Source organism: Methylomicrobium agile, assembly GCF_000733855.1.
Classification (GTDB): domain Bacteria; phylum Pseudomonadota; class Gammaproteobacteria; order Methylococcales; family Methylomonadaceae; genus Methylomicrobium; species Methylomicrobium agile.
Genome location: NZ_JPOJ01000001.1, coordinates 4160497 through 4178393, shown reverse-complemented (window position 1 = coordinate 4178393; position 17897 = coordinate 4160497). Strand labels below are relative to the sequence as shown.

Below are 17897 nucleotides of genomic sequence, written 5' to 3'. Positions count from 1 at the left end.
TTAAACATTTTCCGATTCCTTCGCCCCATCCGATCCGATCGCGCTCGAAGTTGGCACACCCATCGCACGATACACTTCGTCCACGCCACTCTCTAATTCTGTCATCGGCGCTTGACTGGTCGAATTCGGAGGCATCAACCAATCGGGCGCCGAAGGCTTTTTTAGCGCTTCGATCCCCTTGTCACCGATCAATAAATGATCGCTGACGCGCAGTTCTTCCGAGCTGTAATAGCCGTCGCCGTTTCGGAATCGGGCGCCATCCGGTTTCTCGTACTCGATCCAGTTTTCATCCATACTGGCATCGATCGTCTTGTAAGGCGCGAGCAAGGCCGGGATATAAACGTGCCTGGCGCATCCGGCGCGCTGGAAGTCGGTCGGAATGTCGCCCTGGTAAAGCGCGCAGGACCAGCGGCCGTTACCGTCCATTTCCGGGGTTGCGTGGGCGCAGGTCCGGCAGTTCACCGCCGGCAGGCTTTCGCCATGGCAAACGGCTTTGAAGTTGCACCATTTGCACTGGAAGAACTCGGGCTTTTCGCTGATACGCTCTAACGGTTCCGGTGATGTAATGATCCGCATGGCCTTGTTGACGATCAGCTTGGCCTCTTTGTTGCTGGCATTGGTCCGGCAGGAGGTTTGCGTCCGGCCGCCGGGGCTCGATACCGTCAGGTAATGGCGGGTCAGGTCCATGTAGTACATATAAATCAAGGCTTGTGCGTAATAGACCTCGTCCCACTTTTTAAGCGCTTCCTTTTCGCCGAACTCGGCTTTCAGCTTGTCAAGATTTGCCTGTTTCTTTTCATTGGTACACTTGTGTTCCCAGACGTGCGGGGTTTTCGGCGCCTGGAGAATCCCACGGATAATGCCGTCCAAGTGGCCGCGGAAGTGCCCGCCGTGATCCATGATGCCGATCTGCTGGCCCGTGCGTCCGTCCAGCGTCCAGAGTTCGACGCCTGGAACCGTACGCAACCGGCTGGCCATCAGATCCTCGTCACGGTGCCCATCTTCAAAGCGCTTGTGCGTGATCGCATCGAACAGGACTGGCGCCACCCAGCGGAATTGGTACCAGAGTTCTCGCGAGCAAGGGCGGCCGATCGATGAGGCGCCCAAGTAGGGACGCGCAAGGCCGCGGCTTTCGCGCTCGACAATGGCGCGGTCGACCGCATTCAGGGTTGGGTCGGAGGAGAAACTAGGAATTGTTGCCATCGGTTTCGCCGATAATCCCATGCGCTACAATGCCGGAACGAATTTCTCCGATAATGCGCATCTCGTCAATTGTTGGCATTTTCCAGCCGCACATTCCCGCAAATATGCGCAACTTGCAGCGCAAATAATTGGCAGTAATATTTAGTCCGGCCGTAATGCCATCTCCGGCCGTAATGCCATCTCCGGCCGTAATGCCATCTCCGGCCGTAATGCCATATCCGGCCGTAATGCCATCTCCGGCCGTAATGCCATATCCGGCCGTAATGCCATCTCCGGCCGTAATGCCAGTTCCGGCCGTAATGCCATCTCCGGCCGTAATGCCATCTCCGGCCGTAATGCCAGTTCCGGCCGTAATGCCAGTTCCGGCCGTAATGCCATCTCCGGCCGTAATGCCATCTCCGGCCGTAATGCCAGTTCCGGCCGTAATGCCATCTCCGGCCGTAATGCCATCTCCGGCCGTAATGCCAGTTCCGGCCGTAATGCCAGTTCCGGCCGTAATGCCATCTCCGGCCGTAATGCCAGTTCCGGCCGTAATGCCATCTCCGGCCGTAATGCCAGTTCCGGCCGTAATGCCAGTTCCGGCCGTAATGCCAGTTCCGGCCGTAATGCCAGTTCCGGCCGTAATGCCATCTCCGGCCGTAATGCCAGTTCCGGCCGTAATGCCATCTCCGGCCGTAATGCCAGTTCCGGCCGTAATGCCAGTTCCGGCCGTAATGCCAGTTCCGGCCGTAATGCCAGTTCCGGCCGTAATGCCATCTCCGGCCGTAATGCCCCGGCCAGCCTTGATAGAAAACTTAACATTGATCGACTTCGAAACCTTGATCATACCGGCGAAATACAGATGATCGCCGTCGAACTCATTAAGTTCAAGCGTTGCGTCGATTGCGCCGATTTTGGAAAGGAGCCAATCTGCATAATCAATCTTTTTGTCTTCCACGCACTTGTCGATTACCGCCTGGTAATTACCCCCTTCCGGCCAAGTTTTTGAAAAGTATTCAATGCCTGAATTGCATGCGCCTTTCGCTATAAGAGTATCTACTGTAATTTTCATTTTTTCTCCAATCAAAAAGAGCCGGCGATTGCTCGCCGGCAAGGTGGTAAGCACAGCAAAAATTAATGCGTGGCGGCCGGGGGCATTTGCCAAGGTGCCGGGCCGACGGGTGGCGACTGGTTGTTAACAGGCGCGGCTGCTGGCGCTGGCTGCGCCTGATATACCGGCGCGGCCGGTGGCGCCGGCTGAGCTTGATGTTGGGCAACTCCCTGGGCTTGCCCTTGATAGACTGGTGCTGCAGCAGGAGGTGGAGCGCTATACGCTGGTGCGGCGGTAGGCGGGGCGTTATAGACCGGCGCCGCTGGCGCGTGAGGGTGTGGCGTATAAGCGGGCGCAGCCGCTGGAGCGCTGGTTGGCGAAGCGGTTGGTTTGGTGTATTCCGATATGTGCAGGTAGCCCTTAATATCATTGCTGGCTGGGTACTGCTTGCCGTTCTCGTTTCGCGGATCGACATATTCGACCGAAACGCACATCGGGATGTGATGCAAGGCACTGGTATCGCTGACCTGCATTTGTCCAGTTGCCCTGCACAGCGCGGAGAATTGAGAGCGGCCAATACGTTCAGCCTCCGGATTCGGATTGGTCATGTTGATGTTGCCGAAAATACGGCGGCCCTTGTACTGGCCGTCGATGATTTCGAGCTTGATACTGACCAGCGTTCCAGTTTTTTTGGAATTCTGCTTGTACTCAGACTCCACCATCATGACCGGGTATCGGCCAGTAGGGACCGCTTCGAGCGGCGCATCAGGTTCGACCTGATTTGCATCAAAAACAAAGCCTAATTGAGCCATGGGATTACTCCTGATTATTTATTCAAAGGTTTGGTAAGATATTCGTGGATAGTCGGCCAGACGGTTTCCCGCACGAATGGGATTTCCGGAGGCAATGAATATCTGTTCTTGGCCAGGTGCGAAGGGCGCTCTTCGGTGTACAGAACGCGCTCGCCGGTCCCTGTGCCGCGTGTTTTTTTCTGGTTAAAGCCTACGTCCGTCTTGGTGGTGTAGGTCTTGAAGTTGGCGAAAGCGACCATATCGGCCCACTCCTGCACGAGTGCGCTGGCGCGTTCTTGGAGCTTGATCGAATAACGATCGTAAGGATCGGTATTCGGATCGTCAAAGCGTTTCACTTGGCAATGCGCGATCATCACCACCGCCATATTCTTGTTATCCCGCAAGGCATTCAGCCAGCCGAACAAGGTCCGCCATTGGTCCAGAGCGTAGATATAGCCCTTGCCGAACCCGAACGCTTCGATGTCGTCTTTGCCGTTCAGTTGCGCGGTGGCCGTCCAGATCATCGGTTCCAGCCAGTCGACGGAATCGATAATCACAGATTGGTAATCGTGCTGCTCGTTGTGCAGCGCAGCCAAGGCCTCAATTACTTCACCTAAAGTTTTCATCAGCGGGAATGCCGGAACGTTAAGTTGGCCAATCCCTTCCTCAGTCGGAACAAAGATCGGATTCGGCGCCATAGCTCCGAATGAGGATTTACCGATACCGTGCGGGCCGTAGAGGCAGATACGCGGCGGACGAATGACTGGTGTGGTTGATATACTTGATAATGAAATCGCCATGATTTACCCCTTAACAAGGGGCTTAACGGCTGTTTTCGAGGGTACGATAGTCAGTGCTTCGCGAATTTCCTGCCACAACTCGGGGAATTTGTTCTCGATGGTTTTAGATTGTGCGCGAACCTCCTTGTGCTCGACTTTAAACGGCCAGTATTGCGGCCTGATGCCTTTGGCCAGATCGGCGAGTTTGGTTTGATCCCACTTCCGGGTTTCTTTGGTGGTGACTTCGAACAGTTCGCCGATTTTGCTGGTACCGGACGGTTTCAGATTGGCAATGACTTCGGGATGCGCGGCAACCTCTGCTTCAATCTGAGTGCGACGCTTGTTGGCTTCCTGCTCGGCTTGGGTGGCGGCGATCAGCTCAAAGTAAAGGGTGGTCAGCGGCTTAGTGCCGACTGCCTCGTTGTCGGCAACTGGCGAATTTTGAGATTCCATTTGTGTTTCCTCTTGGTATTGGTGTCAAGATTCGAACAAACGATGTTCGTTTTGTTCACAAACAGAATAGTGAATAAAATTCACATTTGCAAGTGAATTTTTTTACGCATGGCGTTTTGGGTGATTTGAACTGGTGTTATTGAGCGGCGATCAGCTTGATTGTGTCCGCCAGTAATTTCCGCTTATCTTTGGGTAATGACTGCAGCACTTTGGCCGCATCAAGCACATCAGGATCCATGTCCTGGGCGGTTAGCACCACTCCAAACAAGAAATACCAAGGCGTTGTATCCAATGCCTCAGATAGTTTGAATACAGCTTCTTTCGATGGCCATAGCGTTGTACCGCATTCAATTTTTGCAATTGCTTCTCGACTGATGCCGGATTTATCGCTCAGTTCTTGCTGTTTTAAATTACGATGAGCCCTAAGTGTTTTCATCCGTAAAGCTATTTCGTTCATGCCGCAGTCCTCGAAAATGTGTATAGAAGTAACAAATTCAATAATCTACGCTATTTCAAACGAGTTCACTATGTCACCACGCGAACAGAAAGAACACGAAAAAATCTTTTTTTCTTTGCAAAATGTGAATTTTATTCACATACTATGAGCAAATGATTTTACGGAGATAGTCAGCCATGACGAAAAAAAGAGCCATGAATACGACAACAAAACAAGAAGCGGCCAGGGCCGCCATCAAGAAACTCGGCGGGCCAACCAAGCTGGCTGAAAAGCTCACGGAAGTAACCCGGATACCCATGCAAAGGACCACGGTGCAAAAATGGAACAACAACGGAATACCTCTACACATGGCGCCAACAGTCGCAAACCTGTTGGGCGTGAAAGTCAGCGAAGTCAGGCCAGGGTTCAATGTATGAACCTGTACGAGCACAACCGTAAAATCATCGAAGACGCGCTATCGACCGCCCCCAAGCGGGCGGCGCTGGCGTCGTCGGTCGGTGTTTCCGAGGGACAGCTTTCAAAGCTGTTGAACGGGGAAATTCATCGGTTCTGTCAGATCTTGGAGCAGCTCGGCCTGCAGATCAATCATGGCGATTACATGCTCTCGCTTGAGCGCGTGCTGCAAGAAAAACTCAAAAAATAATTCATGGCGGCCTATTACAACGAGTTCGCCCCCCATGCCGCCGCTTGGCTGAAACAACTGATCGCAGAAAACCTGATACCCGATGGCGAAGTCGATGAACGCAGCATTGCCGACGTACAGGCAAATGACCTTAGAGGATTTACTCAATGCCATTTCTTTGCAGGAATCGGAGGCTGGCCGCTCGCCTTGCGTCTTGCCGGCATCGAGGACGATTTCCACGTCTGGACAGGCTCCTGCCCGTGCCCGCCGTTCAGCGTTGCCGGCAAAAAGAAATCCTGCCCTGATTGCGGCGAAATCAGCCTACTTCCACATCCTTACCGGACCGGCGTATTCGTCTGCAACAGCTGCTGGCACGAATGGCATGCTGACGAAAGACACCTTTGGCCTGAATTTCACCGGCTCATCAAGGAGTGCCGTCCTGCAATCGTCTTTGGCGAACAGGTTGCAGGAAAGGATGGAGAAATATGGCTCGCCGGTGTACGCGCAACGCTGGAAATTCTCGGATATGGCGTTGGGGCCGCAAATCTTGGCGCACACAGCGCGGGGGCTTACCACCAGCGGCAGCGATTGTTCTGGGTGGCCGACGGCGACCGCTTGCGATCATCGCCGCGGAGCGAAGGATGCCAGGCCGACGGATACGGGAAAGCCGTTGAATCAGATTGCGGCGTTGGCGTTGTGGGGAACGCCGCGAGTGACGACCAACATGGGAATAGGCAGTCCCGTTCGCGCGATGGACAAAAGATTAGCGACATGGGCAACGCCGACGGCGCGGGACTTCAAACACGCCAACATGAAACCGTATCAACTACGTGGGGGGGGGAGAAGGGCGAGCAACTATGCAACCAAGTGGTTCATTTTATGCCCACCATGCCGATGCGTTACACATCGACTGGCGAACTGCTGACTGGATCGCCTGCCGAGATGAAAAATGGCGCCCAGTTGAACCCGGCACATTCCCGCTGGTTGATGGGCTACCCAAAGGCTTGGTGCGCAGCGGCGATCAAAGCGCATCGATCGATGCCAACGAAACAGCCGAAGCGCGGGTGATGCGGCTGAAAGGTTACGGCAATGCGATCGTTCCGCAAGTCGCCGCCGAATTCATTGGTGCATTCATGGATGTTATCTGATGGCAGACCTAACCGCTGCATTTCCAGGCGGCTTCAATGCGGCGCACTATCCGCCAGAAACGGCCTTCGACCGTTACGCGGCCATTGCCGAATTCACCGAGGAGCTCAGAGCAACCGGGGCGTTGATTGCCGGATACGCGATTCCGGACGGCCAGATTCACCGGGTAAAGCACAAGGATGACAAATCCGGGACCAAGAACGCTTGGTATGTGCTCTACGAACATCCCGACTTTATCAGCGGCTGCTTCGGGCATTGGAAGAACCCGGACGCGCGAACCACTTGGACATCATTCAATCATGCCGAAATGTCCTTCCAGCAGCGGCAGGATTACGCCGCGGCGATGGAGGCGGCGAGGGTTCGGCAAGAAGAGGAAAGGAGGCGGGTTCATGATGAAGTCGCGGCACAATGCGCAGCCGAATACAACGGCTATCCGGACGTAACGGAAGCGCATCCCTATCTGCAAAAAAAGCAGGTCGCCAGCGTTCCCGGGCTGAAATGGGACGGCCTAATCGATTTGATCGTGCCCATGATCAATGAGCACGGCGAAATCCGGAACCTGCAGCGGATCAACTTCGACGGCAACAAGCTGTTCACGCTGGGCGGCGAGACAAAGGGCTGCTTCTTCGTGATCCAAGGCTCTGAATCCCTGGTCCTGACTGACGAGGGCTTATCGACCGGGATCAGCCTGCACATGGCCAGCGGCGCAACCGTCTATGTCGCGTTCAATGCCGGCAACCTGCCGGCCGTGACCGCCATCGCCCGGCGCCGGCATCCGAACGCCAAGCTGATCGTGTGCGGAGATAACGACCGGTTTACCAAGAACGCGAAAGGCGAGCCGATGAATACCGGGCTGCTGGCCGCGCATAAGGCGCACGATGCCGGCGGACCCGGTACGCTCTGGACGGTGCCAGGATTTCCGAACGAGGATGCCGAATCGAGCGACTTCAATGATGTGCATGTGCGCTATGGGCTCAAGTATGTGCAATCCGCGCTTGGCCTCGATGTGCCGCCGGCGCCGACTTATACCCAGTCGCAAACCGTCATTGCCGCCGGCTCAATGCCGCCGCACTTACTGACCCCGCCCGGCGTCCTTGGCGAAATCGCTCGCTATTACAACATGACGGCCCGGATGCCGCAGCCGGCATTCGCGGTGCAGACGGCGCTGGCCATTTGTTCGGTGATCCTGGGCCGGAAGTACCGGACCAACAAAGAGAACTACACGGCGCTCTATTTTTTGAATATTGCGCGATCGACGACCGGGAAGGAGCATATAAAGACCGTCGTGGACCGAGTGCTCGATGCCTCTGGACTAGGTCAGTTGGCGGTCGGCGGCGGGTATACGTCGGCCGGGGCGGTGTTCTCGACGCTCATTTCCAAGCCGACGCATATCGCGGTGATCGACGAAATGGGCAAATATTTGGAATCGAGCAAGGCGGTGACCAATGTTAACGCCAAAGAGGCGAACAAGATCATCATGGAAGCGGCCGGCCGGCTGCACGGCATATTGCGGCCGAACAACTACAGCACGATGAACGTGAGCGCGTCGGCCAAGGCTGCCATGGAAGACCGGAAGATCGTCAAGCCTTCACTGACCATTGTCGGCATGACGACCCCGAGTACGTTTTACGACAACATCACCAAGGAGCAGATCAAGGACGGCTTCCTGGGGCGGTTTATCGTCCATTCATCGGATGCCGAGCGGCAGGTATCGAGCGACCCGGATTTTATGCCGGTACCGGAATCGATCATCAGCTGGACTAAGCGCGTGATCGAGCGCTACGAAAAGCATGGCGGCAACCTGATGCCGTTTCTCGGCGTGGATTCGCAGTCCGATCCGGACGCGATACCCGTTTATTTTAGCCACGGGGCAATCGATTTACTCAGGCAGTTCGAGCGGCGCCAGATCGATGTGATGAACGATATGGAAAGCGAAGGTATCGAGAGCCTGTGCGGACGGGCGAAGGAATTCGCGATGAGGATCAGTCTGATTGTGGCCTTGGCCATGAATCCAGAAGCAACCGAAATCACCTACGATCACGCGCTTTGGGCATGCGCCTATATCGATTACCACATGCTGGTACAGGTGGTCGATAACGTCCGCCGGCACATGACTCACTCCGAATACGACCGAGAAAAGAAAGAGATTCTGACCGCTCTTCGGAAGTGCGGCGCGCGCGGGGCGACTATGCGCGAGATGAAGCGGAAGGCGCCGTTTTCCAAGCATACGGGGCGCTCGCTCGGGGCGATTCTGGCTGACCTGCAGGAAGCCGGCTTGGTTGACGTGCGCGAAGTGAGTAAGGGTAGGGTGGCGCATGTGGCGCTGGACCCAAATTTTAATATCGAGGGGTAAGTCATGGGTATCGAGATTGGCCAGATTGTTCACCAATAAATATGCCAGAGACAAATACCCCGGTAGAAAGTTATTTGTCCAGAAAATTCAAAGCGACATTGAAGATCAGTATTTTCAGGTTATTGGTCCGTTTCTCGATAGGAATGGGCGTCCGCAAAAAAAAACACAACATATAGATTTTAAAGACTTAATTTTATAAAAAACAGGGCAACAAAAATGGGAATCCAGCTAAACGACCAACAAACCGCGGCGCTGAATGCCATGGTGGAATTCTGCAGGGGAGAGGCCGACTGGCTTGGCGATGGGGCCGGCAATATGTTCTGCCTGGAAGGATACGCCGGTACCGGTAAATCGACCACGATTCAATTCCTGATTCGTCACCTGCTGGACGAAGGCGTCGCGGTGGCCTGCACGGCGCCGACCAACAAGGCGGCCAAGGTGCTGGCCACGATGGCGCGCGAACAAGCGATCGATGTGTCGTGCATGACGATCCATTCTATGTTGGGGCTCCGGATTACCCAGAAGGAAGAGGACGAGGAACTGGAAAAAGAAGGCGAGGGGCATATTCACAAGTTCAGCGTGATCATTGTCGACGAGGCCTCGATGGTGAACTCGAACCTGTACGATTTTATTGCGACCGAATCGACCGTCTACCGGGTGCGGGTGCTATTCGTCGGCGACCCGGCCCAGCTCCCGCCGGTCGGGGAAACCGATTCGCGCGTGTTCGGCATCGAGGGCAAGACCAGGCTGACGCAGATCGTTCGGCAGGCCGAGTCGAATCCGATCATTGGGCTTTCGATGGAAATCCGCGCTTGTATCGCCGAGGCCGAGCAAGGCAACACGCTGATGCCGGCCACAAGCAAGTACCTGCAGCTTAACGGGCCGAGCGGAATCACCAAACTACCAAGCCGGGATTGGTGGCGTTGGTTTCCGAGCGCGTTCCAGTCTGATGCCTTCAAACAGTCAAACGATGCGTTCCGGATATTGGCTTGGACCAACAAGAAGGTCGACGAGTACAACAATGCGATTCACCGCCTGTTGTATCCGAATTGTTTCGATACGCCGTTCGCCGAGGGTGAGATTGTCGCGTTCCGCAAGCCACTGGCGCAGGAAGGCGGTACCGTGCTGATTGCGACCGATCAGGAAGTCAAGGTCGTCGGCATGCTCCGGGCCGACAATATCATCTACGGGGATAAGATGTGGCAAATCGAAGTCGAGACGGACGAAGGAAACCGCCATAAGGTTTGGTACCTGGACAAGTCGGACGAAGTGTTGTTCGAACAGGAGCTTAAGCGTCTGGCCGATCTGGCCAAGAAGGAGCCGGACAAGGAAAAGCGGAAAACCGCTTGGCAGGATTTCTGGACGCTGAAAAAGCTGCCGGCGCAAATGGCCATGTGCTACGCGATCACGGTACACCGGTCCCAGGGCTCGACGTTCAACAATATTTTCGTCGATATGGAAGATATCATGCGTAACCGGAATTGGCTGGAGTGCCTGAAACTGTTCTATGTGGCGATCACGCGGGCGCGGTATGCCGTGGTACTGAGCTGATTGCGAAAACGCGCGCCCATCCCTGAGCGCGCGCGAATGACCTACTCTTGTTTATCAGTATCCCGGGTGGCCTGATGATAAGCGTGACAGATCGCCCGCATATCTTCGATCATCCCGGAAACGGCGCTCAACGCATGGTAGAGAATTTTTCCTTGCATTCGGCCTTCCCGGTCTTCGTCAAATTGATCCTGAATCAAGGTGATCAGAGATTTAGCCTGGTCGGCCAACTCGTGTACTGAGTCGGCGACGTTCAAGGCGGTGGCGGCCTCTTCATTATTGATGAAGTGGTGGCGCATATCGGGATTCAGCTTGATGATTTTGTTTTTCATTATTGTAGCTTCCATATGTTATCAATGTAAGCGTTAGGATTTTACCCGGCTTTACATTGCCTCCTTGGTGGTTGCCACGTAACCGACGCGCGTGCCATTGGTATTGCGGCCGATTCTGATGGATTTTTCTTCGTTCACCAGAAAGTCAAGGATTTTACCCAAGGTGTCTTTGGTGTATCTCGAAAAGGGTTGGCAATTCATTTCTTGTTCGGTCACGCCTTTTTTACCCGCGCTCATGATGGCTTCGCGGATTTCGTCGCAGGCAATTTCAAAATCGCTCTTTGCCGGTTTTGCTTCCTTCTCGATGGCGACATAGGCGGTGCGATTCCTGTTGACGTTGGCCAGCGCAATGGTCCCATCATCGTATTCCAGATACGAAAGCACTTTTCCAAGCTGTAATGGCGTGTATTTCGAAAACGGAGCCTGGCGTTTCATCTCGCGCATGGTTAATCCGCGTTTACCGGCTTTTTTAATGGCCGCGCGAATCTCATCGCAGGCAATATCCCAGGTGTCTCTTTGTTCGGCCGGTTTATCGTCCTGATAGATCAGCGCGGCCGGCGGAATGGCATCGCCAAGCGCGGTCAGTTGCTGCTGGACGTAGGCCGGCGTGACGCCGCATTCGATCAGGTAGGCTTGGGCCAGGCTCTTGGACATTTTCCGGTATTCGTTCAATAGGCCCTGCTTTACGCGATCCATCGGACCTTGGGAAAGCGGCGGGTCGTTGAAGGTAACGGGCTGCTGTTTGATGGCGAAATAGGCTTTGACCAGTTGGCGCTGGATTTGCCAGGCCAGTTCATCGGTGAAGGATTTGACCAGGAGGAGGTAGCCGGTTTCGGTGAGCAGGGTAATGTTGGCCGGGGTGCTGCCATCTTGCCGGGCTAAGCCAAGCGTCCGAATTTCGGACGGTTGATTCAGATTATAAAAATCTTCACCAACAACCAGTTTTTCTTTGTGGTCATTAAAACGTTTACGAGCTGTCCCTTCCGGGCGACCGTGCACTTTGTCCATCATCGCCAGCGTAATGACGGGCTGGGTACGATAAAACAGCGGGAATAACTGGGTGTTGCCTATGGTGATAGGCGTGTTTTGAACAGCCATGACGGCCTCCTGTGCAGTGGTTCTTAAGTCACCGACCGGAGCTACCAAACTCTGGGCGGCGGACGACGTAACAGGTTGGTAGACCGGGCACAGGGCCGGCGAGCCTTGCGGCTCCCCATTACGCCGCCCGCCATAAAGCGAAAGGCATAAAAAAAGCCACACGACTTGCGACGCATAGCTCTTGCGTCTGTGCTCAACGGGCTACCAAACCCGCCTGCCCAATGTGGGGCAGTGAATAAAGAATAATTTCTTCGTGTGGATGTTGTCAAGAAAAACTTTTACGAACAATTGTGAATAAATTTCACTAAAAAGTAAAGCTGTTTTTTTCTGACGTGTATGCTAAGCTTTTTTGTAATAAAATTCGAGGCGACAATGCTAAATCTACTTGTTTTATGTATATTAATAATTTCAGGTTGCACTACTGAAACAAAAAATAATATAGAAATCACAAATCATAAAGTATTACAAAAAGAGAAGCATACTTGCTCAATAGTTGTTAAGCAAGAAGGTCCTATTAAAATCCAAGATAATATTGTAAGGGCTTTAGTTTTTGTAAAGAATAGAGACATAAAATGCCTAACAGATATTGCCAGCAACGGAGATCAAGTAGCTCAGCTTTTTTTAGGCGATATGTATAGCTCAGAAGAAAATGTTGAAAGAGATTATAGTAAGGCAGCTTATTGGTATAGGTTGAGCGCAGAGCAAGGAAACTCAGAAGCTCAGCAAGAGTTAGGAATTCTTTATTATAAAGGAGTTGGTGTAAATAAAGACTATAAAGAGTCTGTAAAATGGTACAGATTAAGTGCAAAACAAGGACATGCTTTTGCGCAATACTGCATGGGATTTATGTATTATTTAGGTCTTGGGTTGGACAAGGATTATACAAAATCTTATCTATGGTTGAATTTATCGGCTTCAAATGGTAGCAATGCAGGGATAGAGTTGCGCGATGAAATTGAAAAAAAGATACCAATGAAAAAAATAATAGAGCTGCACGAAGAAACTAAAATATGTAAATCCAATAATTATATTGGGTGTGATTGATGCAAATTAGGTATATTTATTCTCTCAGTTTGTCCTAATGCGTATTTTAAATAAAACTGAATAACTGATAATGAAAAATTTGAGTTTTATATTGTGCGCTATGGTTTTAGCCGGATGCGCAGAGCAACCAAAGCGGAATGAGTTAGATTTTTCAGCAGAAGGCCGTTATATGGTCTATGGCGCTGGCGCTGAGAAATGCGCTCAAGTATCAGAAGACTATCGCAATGGAGGGCAGGTTATTTATAGCGGGTGGATTGCTGGATATATTACTGCAATCAATGAATCTTTTTCAGCGATAAATAATACACTTTCACCAGACATAACAAATGGATTAGGGCTAAATGGATCATTAAAAGCAGCTATAGCTTATGTGGATGTTTATTGCGGAATTAATCCACATAAGCAGCTAGCCAATGCTATGTCTGATTTTGTTGTTTTAATGCTTAAAAAGCAACAAGATATAAAATAAAAAGACAAGGGTGTCGGTTTAATCGACACCCTTTTAAACCTCCCAGAACTTACCGCACCGCTCACAAATAAAGACCTTGGTGCCTTCCAGGCTTATCCTTTTGAATTTCCATCGGTGCCCGAAAATTCTGCAGGCGATTTTGTTGACGATCCACATAAAGCCGCCGGCCTCATTCCAAACTCAGATCCAGTTCGCCGCCATCATCATCCGCGCCGGCGGCTGCCGGGATAGCCGGGGCCGAGGCTTGGGGGCCGCAGTTGAGCAGCGCCATGGTATCTACGGGTTCAGGCTCCCGATAAACCCGGTAAAGACCGGATGCCGTTCTTTCGATGATCGCATCGTAAATGAGTTGTTCGAGTGCGGTTGTCACTTCGGATTCCACGGCGCCAGGATACGGCTTTTTCCTCATGAACTGGTACAAAGAAATTCCATTGCCGCCGACATCTTCGATACGCTCACGCACGCCCGTAACCATGCTTTCCCAGAGATTGAGGCCAATGAAAAGCGGGAATTTGCTGGCGCCCGGGCCGTATGACATGGCGGAAAGTTTATCGATGCCATCGATATTGATCAGCCTGGCGCGCTGCTTGCCGCTGACGAGCGTTTTAATGCCGAAGGTGCGTGTGACATTGGCTTCGTCATTGCCGAGCTTACGCAGCGTTACGATGTGGTTTTTGTAGCCGAGCGCCCGGCAAACATCCTTGGCTACAAACCAGGGTTCGGTGCGGATGTAGCAAAATCTGACCTCATGCCCATTGAATTTGCCGGGTAGTGTGTCGGCGTTGGGGCGTTCTTCTTCTGACTCAGTGAAGTTCATGTCTACCATTGGTTGCTCTCCTTATTTTTCGCTAAATCTGTAATCGATAGGCAGCCATGTTTGGCTACCAATAAACTTGGTAATGCTTGTCGGTGTTGTGTCCTGCTTGATAAAGTCGGGCCGATGAAAATAGCTTGCGCCATCATCAAACGCGATGATGGCCAGATTTCTCCCTGTTCCGCTCGATCGAGCCAATAGTTCGCACTGAAAATCCAAGTCACGCGAAAAATTTTTCGCCTTATTCATGATGCGTTTTGACATTTCCGGTTCTACAAGCCAGAGGACACGCTTGTCGGTGCGGAAGAGTTTTTTCTTGAATTCGTTCATGCGCTTGGCTGTGTTGAATTTTTGCGGATCGTGAATCGCAATGATCCCGGCAGCATCAAGCGCGCCATTTGTCTCCATTTCCTCGATCTTGGTTTTCATTTGTGCATAAAGTTTTTCCGCCATAGGTAGCGTATCCCACCAGTACAGGATAACGGTGAACTGGATGGCATCCAGGTTTGGCACTCTGTTTTCCATTGTTGTCCATATGTGAATTAAAAGAACAAAAAAATAATATCACTTGGTTACACATCGCTCAAGAAAAATTATTTTTCATACCACGCGTTACTTGCAAAATGAAATGGTTATCAAACAGGTGTCATCGATTACTCTAGATAGTGATAATTGACTAATAAATATATAAGTCATTGATAAAAAATAAAAAATCAGTTTATCGTTATCACCTATATACGTGTTAATTGCAAAAATTGGCTTAAAAAAATAAAGACAAGAAATCACAAAAGCACCTCAAAACAAAAAATGAGCACGGAAAACAAACAGGAGGGCAGCCAGTAACTAGGATATAAGTAATACAATATAATTTAAAAATATATATAAATCATATATATAGATTACATATTTCTATGTTATCACTCACCCTTCCAGGGTGTCATGAATGAGTCAACATGCATTCACAAGGAATCTTGAAAGATTCTCCAGAAAATGTGAATTTTTTTCACTATCGTGCTATTCTGTCAGTACACCCCCCTACAGCCAAGAGAGGACAGCATGACCATGACACGAAAACACGCCAAACGGCTCCTGACCCAGCGGATGATTGATGCCGCCCAGTCGGCCAGGAAAACTACGTTTATCCTGGAGGCTATCGAACCGGTCGTTATCGGATACAAAAGAGCAATTTTGGAAAACCATCAATTCAGGGCGGATGCTTCGCTGAATCCGGATATCGAGGGGGCGCTTGTCCTTGATCCTGAGCATGCTTATTTGCTCTCTGATGAGGACTATTGGATTTATGCGGAAGAATGCAACGAGGCAAGAATCAAGGCTGCATTGATCGTGGATAACCCTGGCCAGTGCCCGCTCTTGGTTGCCCAGGAAATGCAGCGGAAGGCGCAAAAGGAATTGATCGATGCTATGGAATCGCTGACCGGAGTTTCTCTTGATCAGGGGCTTAGGCTGATCCGCTTGCCTGATAATCGATTCGAGCAATTAATCAGCTTGTGTATGAGCATGGTTATTAATTTGACAAAAGCGGACGGAGAAAGGGTATGAAAAACGTAGAGATTGAAAATGGCGCGGTAATCTGCGATCGTGAGCAGGCAATTGACAATCTGATTGCGGATTACGAGCGCAGGCTGGCTGAGGCTCGCTATGAGCTGGCCACGCGAACGCTCGGATTCATTGGACTGGGGTGCCTGATGGTAGCGTTTTTTGCTGGCCGGTAATGTGAAAATAACGAACATTTGCGATTTATTGCGAATCGCGCAAAACCTCTATAGCCAGCGTAATAGCTGGCTTTTTTTATTTGCTTTCGTCGTGAAATTAAATCACAATAGGCGAAATTTTTGCGGATTTGTGCGATTTCGCATTTTGGACCTTTTCTGTGGATGTAATGGCCTGGACTCAAGAGCAAACTGACCTGCTAAAGACGCACTATCCAGAAAAGGGCAAGAAATGGTGTGTTGAAAATCTTGGTTTGACTGAGGCGCAGGTTCGTCAAAAAGCATCAAGACTAGGATTGCGGCAAAACAGAGATAGCGAGTTCTTTAAGGATTGGCAAGAAAGAGCTGCAACATCAAAGATCGGCAAAAAGAGACCTGATCAATCTGTGGTCATGAAGTCATTGCATGAACAAGGGAAGCTTAAAAAGAACGAGGAACAAAGAAAGCAAATATCTGAGAGGATGATTAATCACTGGAAAAACAACGAGCATCCTCGCGGCGCAAAGGGCCTGGTTTTTTCAGAAGAGGCAAAGGCGAAAATATCTGAGTCCTCAAAAAAGATGTGGGAGAACATGCCGGAAGATAAAAAAATAGCCCATTCAAGGAGAGCGGCAATAAACGCTCAAAAAAATTTAAAAAATAGGGAAAAGACAAGCTGGAAAGCGGGGTGGAGAGAGATTGGCGGAAAGAAAAAATATTACCGCTCAAGATGGGAGGCAAATTACGCTCGCTATTTACAGTTTCTAAAAGACCGCGGCGATATACAGGATTGGGCGCACGAATCAAAGACGTTCTGGTTTGATGGAATAAAGAGAGGGTGTGTAAGTTACCTGCCAGATTTTGAGGTAACTGAAAATTCCGGGAAGGTTGAATATCATGAAGTAAAGGGATGGATGGACGATAGAAGCAAAACAAAGATAGCGAGGATGGCTAAATACCATCCAGATGTTGAATTGATAGTGATCGATTCAAAGCTTTATAAAATCGTAGAAAAAAGAGTTTCCCCATTCGTAAGAGGGTGGGAGTTTTAATAACCATACAGGAGATAAGTAAGTGCAAAAACCAAACATCTTAATTTTGGATCATGACGAAGTTCAGTATCTAGCTAACGCCCAAGAAAGAGCGATTGAGCACATTCTTTGGGTGCGCGAGCAAAGAGCAGAGGTCTTAGTTGATATGTGCAACACGCCGGTTTCGAAGTACCGGCGCCAGATCGGCGCGTAAATTCCTGAGTAGCGGCCTCTCTCCGCTCGCTTGCCGGTTCCGAGAACTGGACGACTTGCCCACGTTACGGGCAGCCATCTCAACCAAGCAAGGGTTCTATGATTATCCTTCCAGACCACCTGTTAGCGATTGCCGACCGGAAAGCAATCACGCCGCTGATATTCGACATTGCCACCTGTATGAACCTGACCTGCCCGATGTATGGCATCGACACGCCGCAGGAGTACGCGCATTTTCTTGCTCAAGCCTGTCACGAGACGGACCGTTTCCGTACACTTCGCGAGTATGCTTCAGGTGTTGTTTACGAAGGGCGCAAGGACTTGGGCAATACCCAACTCGGCGACGGTAAGCGATTTAAAGGGCGCGGCATATTCCAGACGACTGGCCGTGCGAATTACATGCAGCTAGGCATAAAAAAGGGCGACGCGGGCTTTTTTGTTCGGAACCCGGAGTTCTTAGAGCAACCGCAATATGCGGTCTGGAGCGCCTGCGAATTTTGGTCGACGCGCAGCTTGAATGACATCGCCAATCATGCGGATACCGACTTTCTCAAAAAGAAGTACCGCGGTAAAGTCATTGATGTTTCGCCGATCGAGTACATCAGCTTGACGATCAACGGCGGCTATAACGGTATCGACGAGAGAAAGAAATTCTACGCGAGAGCGAAGCGTGTTTTATCTCCTTGAATTGTTCGTTATAATCACAAAGAGTTCTTATAGCTCACAAGCGGGCATAGCTCAATGGTAGAGCATCAGCCTTCCAAGCTGAATGTTGCGGGTTCGAGCCCCGCTGCCCGCTCCAACG

The 17897-nt window shown here is 51.2% G+C and carries 23 protein-coding genes and 1 tRNA gene; 13 read left to right on the top strand and 11 right to left on the bottom strand.

What is annotated here, in order from left to right:
• From CC94_RS0119335 to CC94_RS0119310, 6 genes are all read right to left on the bottom strand, one after another.
• Complete coding sequence (locus CC94_RS0119335) at positions 1–1203, bottom strand: hypothetical protein (RefSeq protein WP_031431866.1); 1203 nt, start codon at positions 1201–1203, stop codon at positions 1–3.
• The gene (locus tag CC94_RS22625) at positions 1187–2254 is read right to left on the bottom strand and encodes a serine-rich family protein (RefSeq protein ID WP_157203493.1); all 1068 of its coding nucleotides are present in this window, start codon (positions 2252–2254) and stop codon (positions 1187–1189) included. Before CC94_RS22625 ends, CC94_RS0119335 begins: the two co-directional genes overlap by 17 nt.
• 62 nt (positions 2255–2316) lie before the next feature.
• The gene (locus tag CC94_RS0119325) at positions 2317–3045 is read right to left on the bottom strand and encodes a DUF669 domain-containing protein (RefSeq protein ID WP_031431864.1); all 729 of its coding nucleotides are present in this window, start codon (positions 3043–3045) and stop codon (positions 2317–2319) included.
• Positions 3046–3059: 14 nt separating this feature from the next.
• Entirely contained in the window at positions 3060–3824 is a 765-nt protein-coding gene (locus CC94_RS0119320; protein WP_084675398.1) for an ATP-binding protein, read from the bottom strand.
• 3 nt (positions 3825–3827) lie between these two features.
• Positions 3828–4256 (bottom strand): hypothetical protein, encoded by a 429-nt coding sequence (locus CC94_RS0119315; protein ID WP_031431862.1) that lies wholly within the window; start codon positions 4254–4256, stop codon positions 3828–3830.
• A gap of 136 nt (positions 4257–4392) precedes the next feature.
• Complete coding sequence (locus CC94_RS0119310; protein WP_031431861.1) at positions 4393–4713, bottom strand: helix-turn-helix domain-containing protein; 321 nt, start codon at positions 4711–4713, stop codon at positions 4393–4395.
• Positions 4714–4889: 176 nt separating this feature from the next.
• On the opposite strand from CC94_RS0119310, the gene CC94_RS0119305 reads away from it, so the two are divergent.
• The 5 genes from CC94_RS0119305 (at position 4890) to CC94_RS0119275 (ending at position 10385) form a co-directional block, all read left to right on the top strand.
• The gene (locus CC94_RS0119305) at positions 4890–5129 is read left to right on the top strand and encodes a carph-isopro domain-containing protein (RefSeq protein WP_031431860.1); all 240 of its coding nucleotides are present in this window, start codon (positions 4890–4892) and stop codon (positions 5127–5129) included.
• Positions 5126–5356 (top strand): hypothetical protein, encoded by a 231-nt coding sequence (locus CC94_RS0119300; RefSeq protein ID WP_031431859.1) that lies wholly within the window; start codon positions 5126–5128, stop codon positions 5354–5356. The genes CC94_RS0119305 and CC94_RS0119300 overlap by 4 nt, the downstream gene beginning before the upstream one ends.
• A 3-nt stretch (positions 5357–5359) precedes the next feature.
• The gene (locus CC94_RS22620; protein ID WP_051911552.1) at positions 5360–6403 is read left to right on the top strand and encodes a DNA cytosine methyltransferase; all 1044 of its coding nucleotides are present in this window, start codon (positions 5360–5362) and stop codon (positions 6401–6403) included.
• A 79-nt stretch (positions 6404–6482) separates the two neighbouring features.
• Positions 6483–8834: a DUF3987 domain-containing protein gene (locus tag CC94_RS0119285; RefSeq protein WP_031431857.1), complete on the top strand. Its 2352-nt coding sequence runs from the start codon at positions 6483–6485 to the stop codon at positions 8832–8834.
• A 216-nt stretch (positions 8835–9050) separates the two neighbouring features.
• Entirely contained in the window at positions 9051–10385 is a 1335-nt protein-coding gene (locus tag CC94_RS0119275) for an ATP-dependent DNA helicase (protein ID WP_031431856.1), read from the top strand.
• Positions 10386–10426: 41 nt separating this feature from the next.
• Here the strand turns inward: CC94_RS0119275 and CC94_RS0119270 are convergent, their stop codons facing one another.
• Both CC94_RS0119270 and CC94_RS22615 read right to left on the bottom strand, forming a co-directional pair.
• Positions 10427–10714 carry a hypothetical protein gene (locus tag CC94_RS0119270; protein ID WP_031431855.1) on the bottom strand — a complete coding sequence of 96 codons (288 nt, stop codon included), beginning with the start codon at positions 10712–10714 and terminating at the stop codon, positions 10427–10429.
• Between the two features lie 51 nt (positions 10715–10765).
• Positions 10766–11974: an ORF6N domain-containing protein gene (locus tag CC94_RS22615; protein WP_157203492.1), complete on the bottom strand. Its 1209-nt coding sequence runs from the start codon at positions 11972–11974 to the stop codon at positions 10766–10768.
• A gap of 210 nt (positions 11975–12184) precedes the next feature.
• On the opposite strand from CC94_RS22615, the gene CC94_RS22610 reads away from it, so the two are divergent.
• Entirely contained in the window at positions 12185–12856 is a 672-nt protein-coding gene (locus CC94_RS22610; RefSeq protein WP_169740983.1) for a tetratricopeptide repeat protein, read from the top strand.
• A 70-nt stretch (positions 12857–12926) separates the two neighbouring features.
• Positions 12927–13325, top strand: coding sequence for a hypothetical protein (locus CC94_RS23940; protein WP_157203491.1), 399 nt, complete (start codon positions 12927–12929; stop codon positions 13323–13325).
• A gap of 33 nt (positions 13326–13358) precedes the next feature.
• Here the strand turns inward: CC94_RS23940 and CC94_RS25580 are convergent, their stop codons facing one another.
• The 3 genes from CC94_RS25580 to CC94_RS0119240 are packed head-to-tail and all read right to left on the bottom strand — an operon-like array spanning position 13359 to position 14652.
• Positions 13359–13481, bottom strand: a complete 123-nt coding sequence (locus CC94_RS25580) for a DUF1660 family phage protein (RefSeq protein WP_157203490.1) — start codon at positions 13479–13481, stop codon at positions 13359–13361.
• 13 nt (positions 13482–13494) lie between these two features.
• Positions 13495–14151: a BRO-N domain-containing protein gene (locus CC94_RS0119245; RefSeq protein WP_157203489.1), complete on the bottom strand. Its 657-nt coding sequence runs from the start codon at positions 14149–14151 to the stop codon at positions 13495–13497.
• Positions 14152–14163: 12 nt separating this feature from the next.
• Positions 14164–14652, bottom strand: a complete 489-nt coding sequence (locus tag CC94_RS0119240) for a hypothetical protein (RefSeq protein ID WP_169740982.1) — start codon at positions 14650–14652, stop codon at positions 14164–14166.
• Positions 14653–15195: 543 nt separating this feature from the next.
• On the opposite strand from CC94_RS0119240, the gene CC94_RS0119235 reads away from it, so the two are divergent.
• The 6 genes from CC94_RS0119235 to CC94_RS0119210 all read left to right on the top strand — a co-directional run bounded on the left by CC94_RS0119235 (position 15196) and on the right by CC94_RS0119210 (position 17894).
• Positions 15196–15699: a hypothetical protein gene (locus tag CC94_RS0119235; RefSeq protein ID WP_031431850.1), complete on the top strand. Its 504-nt coding sequence runs from the start codon at positions 15196–15198 to the stop codon at positions 15697–15699.
• Complete coding sequence (locus CC94_RS23930; RefSeq protein WP_157203488.1) at positions 15696–15872, top strand: hypothetical protein; 177 nt, start codon at positions 15696–15698, stop codon at positions 15870–15872. The genes CC94_RS0119235 and CC94_RS23930 overlap by 4 nt, the downstream gene beginning before the upstream one ends.
• A gap of 158 nt (positions 15873–16030) precedes the next feature.
• Positions 16031–16900 carry a PDDEXK family nuclease gene (locus CC94_RS0119225; RefSeq protein WP_169740981.1) on the top strand — a complete coding sequence of 290 codons (870 nt, stop codon included), beginning with the start codon at positions 16031–16033 and terminating at the stop codon, positions 16898–16900.
• A 22-nt stretch (positions 16901–16922) separates the two neighbouring features.
• Entirely contained in the window at positions 16923–17093 is a 171-nt protein-coding gene (locus tag CC94_RS23925; protein WP_157203486.1) for a hypothetical protein, read from the top strand.
• A gap of 98 nt (positions 17094–17191) precedes the next feature.
• Entirely contained in the window at positions 17192–17779 is a 588-nt protein-coding gene (locus CC94_RS0119215) for a glycoside hydrolase family 19 protein (RefSeq protein WP_051911549.1), read from the top strand.
• A 40-nt stretch (positions 17780–17819) separates the two neighbouring features.
• A tRNA-Gly gene (locus tag CC94_RS0119210) sits at positions 17820–17894 on the top strand.
• Positions 17895–17897 lie beyond the last annotated feature (3 nt).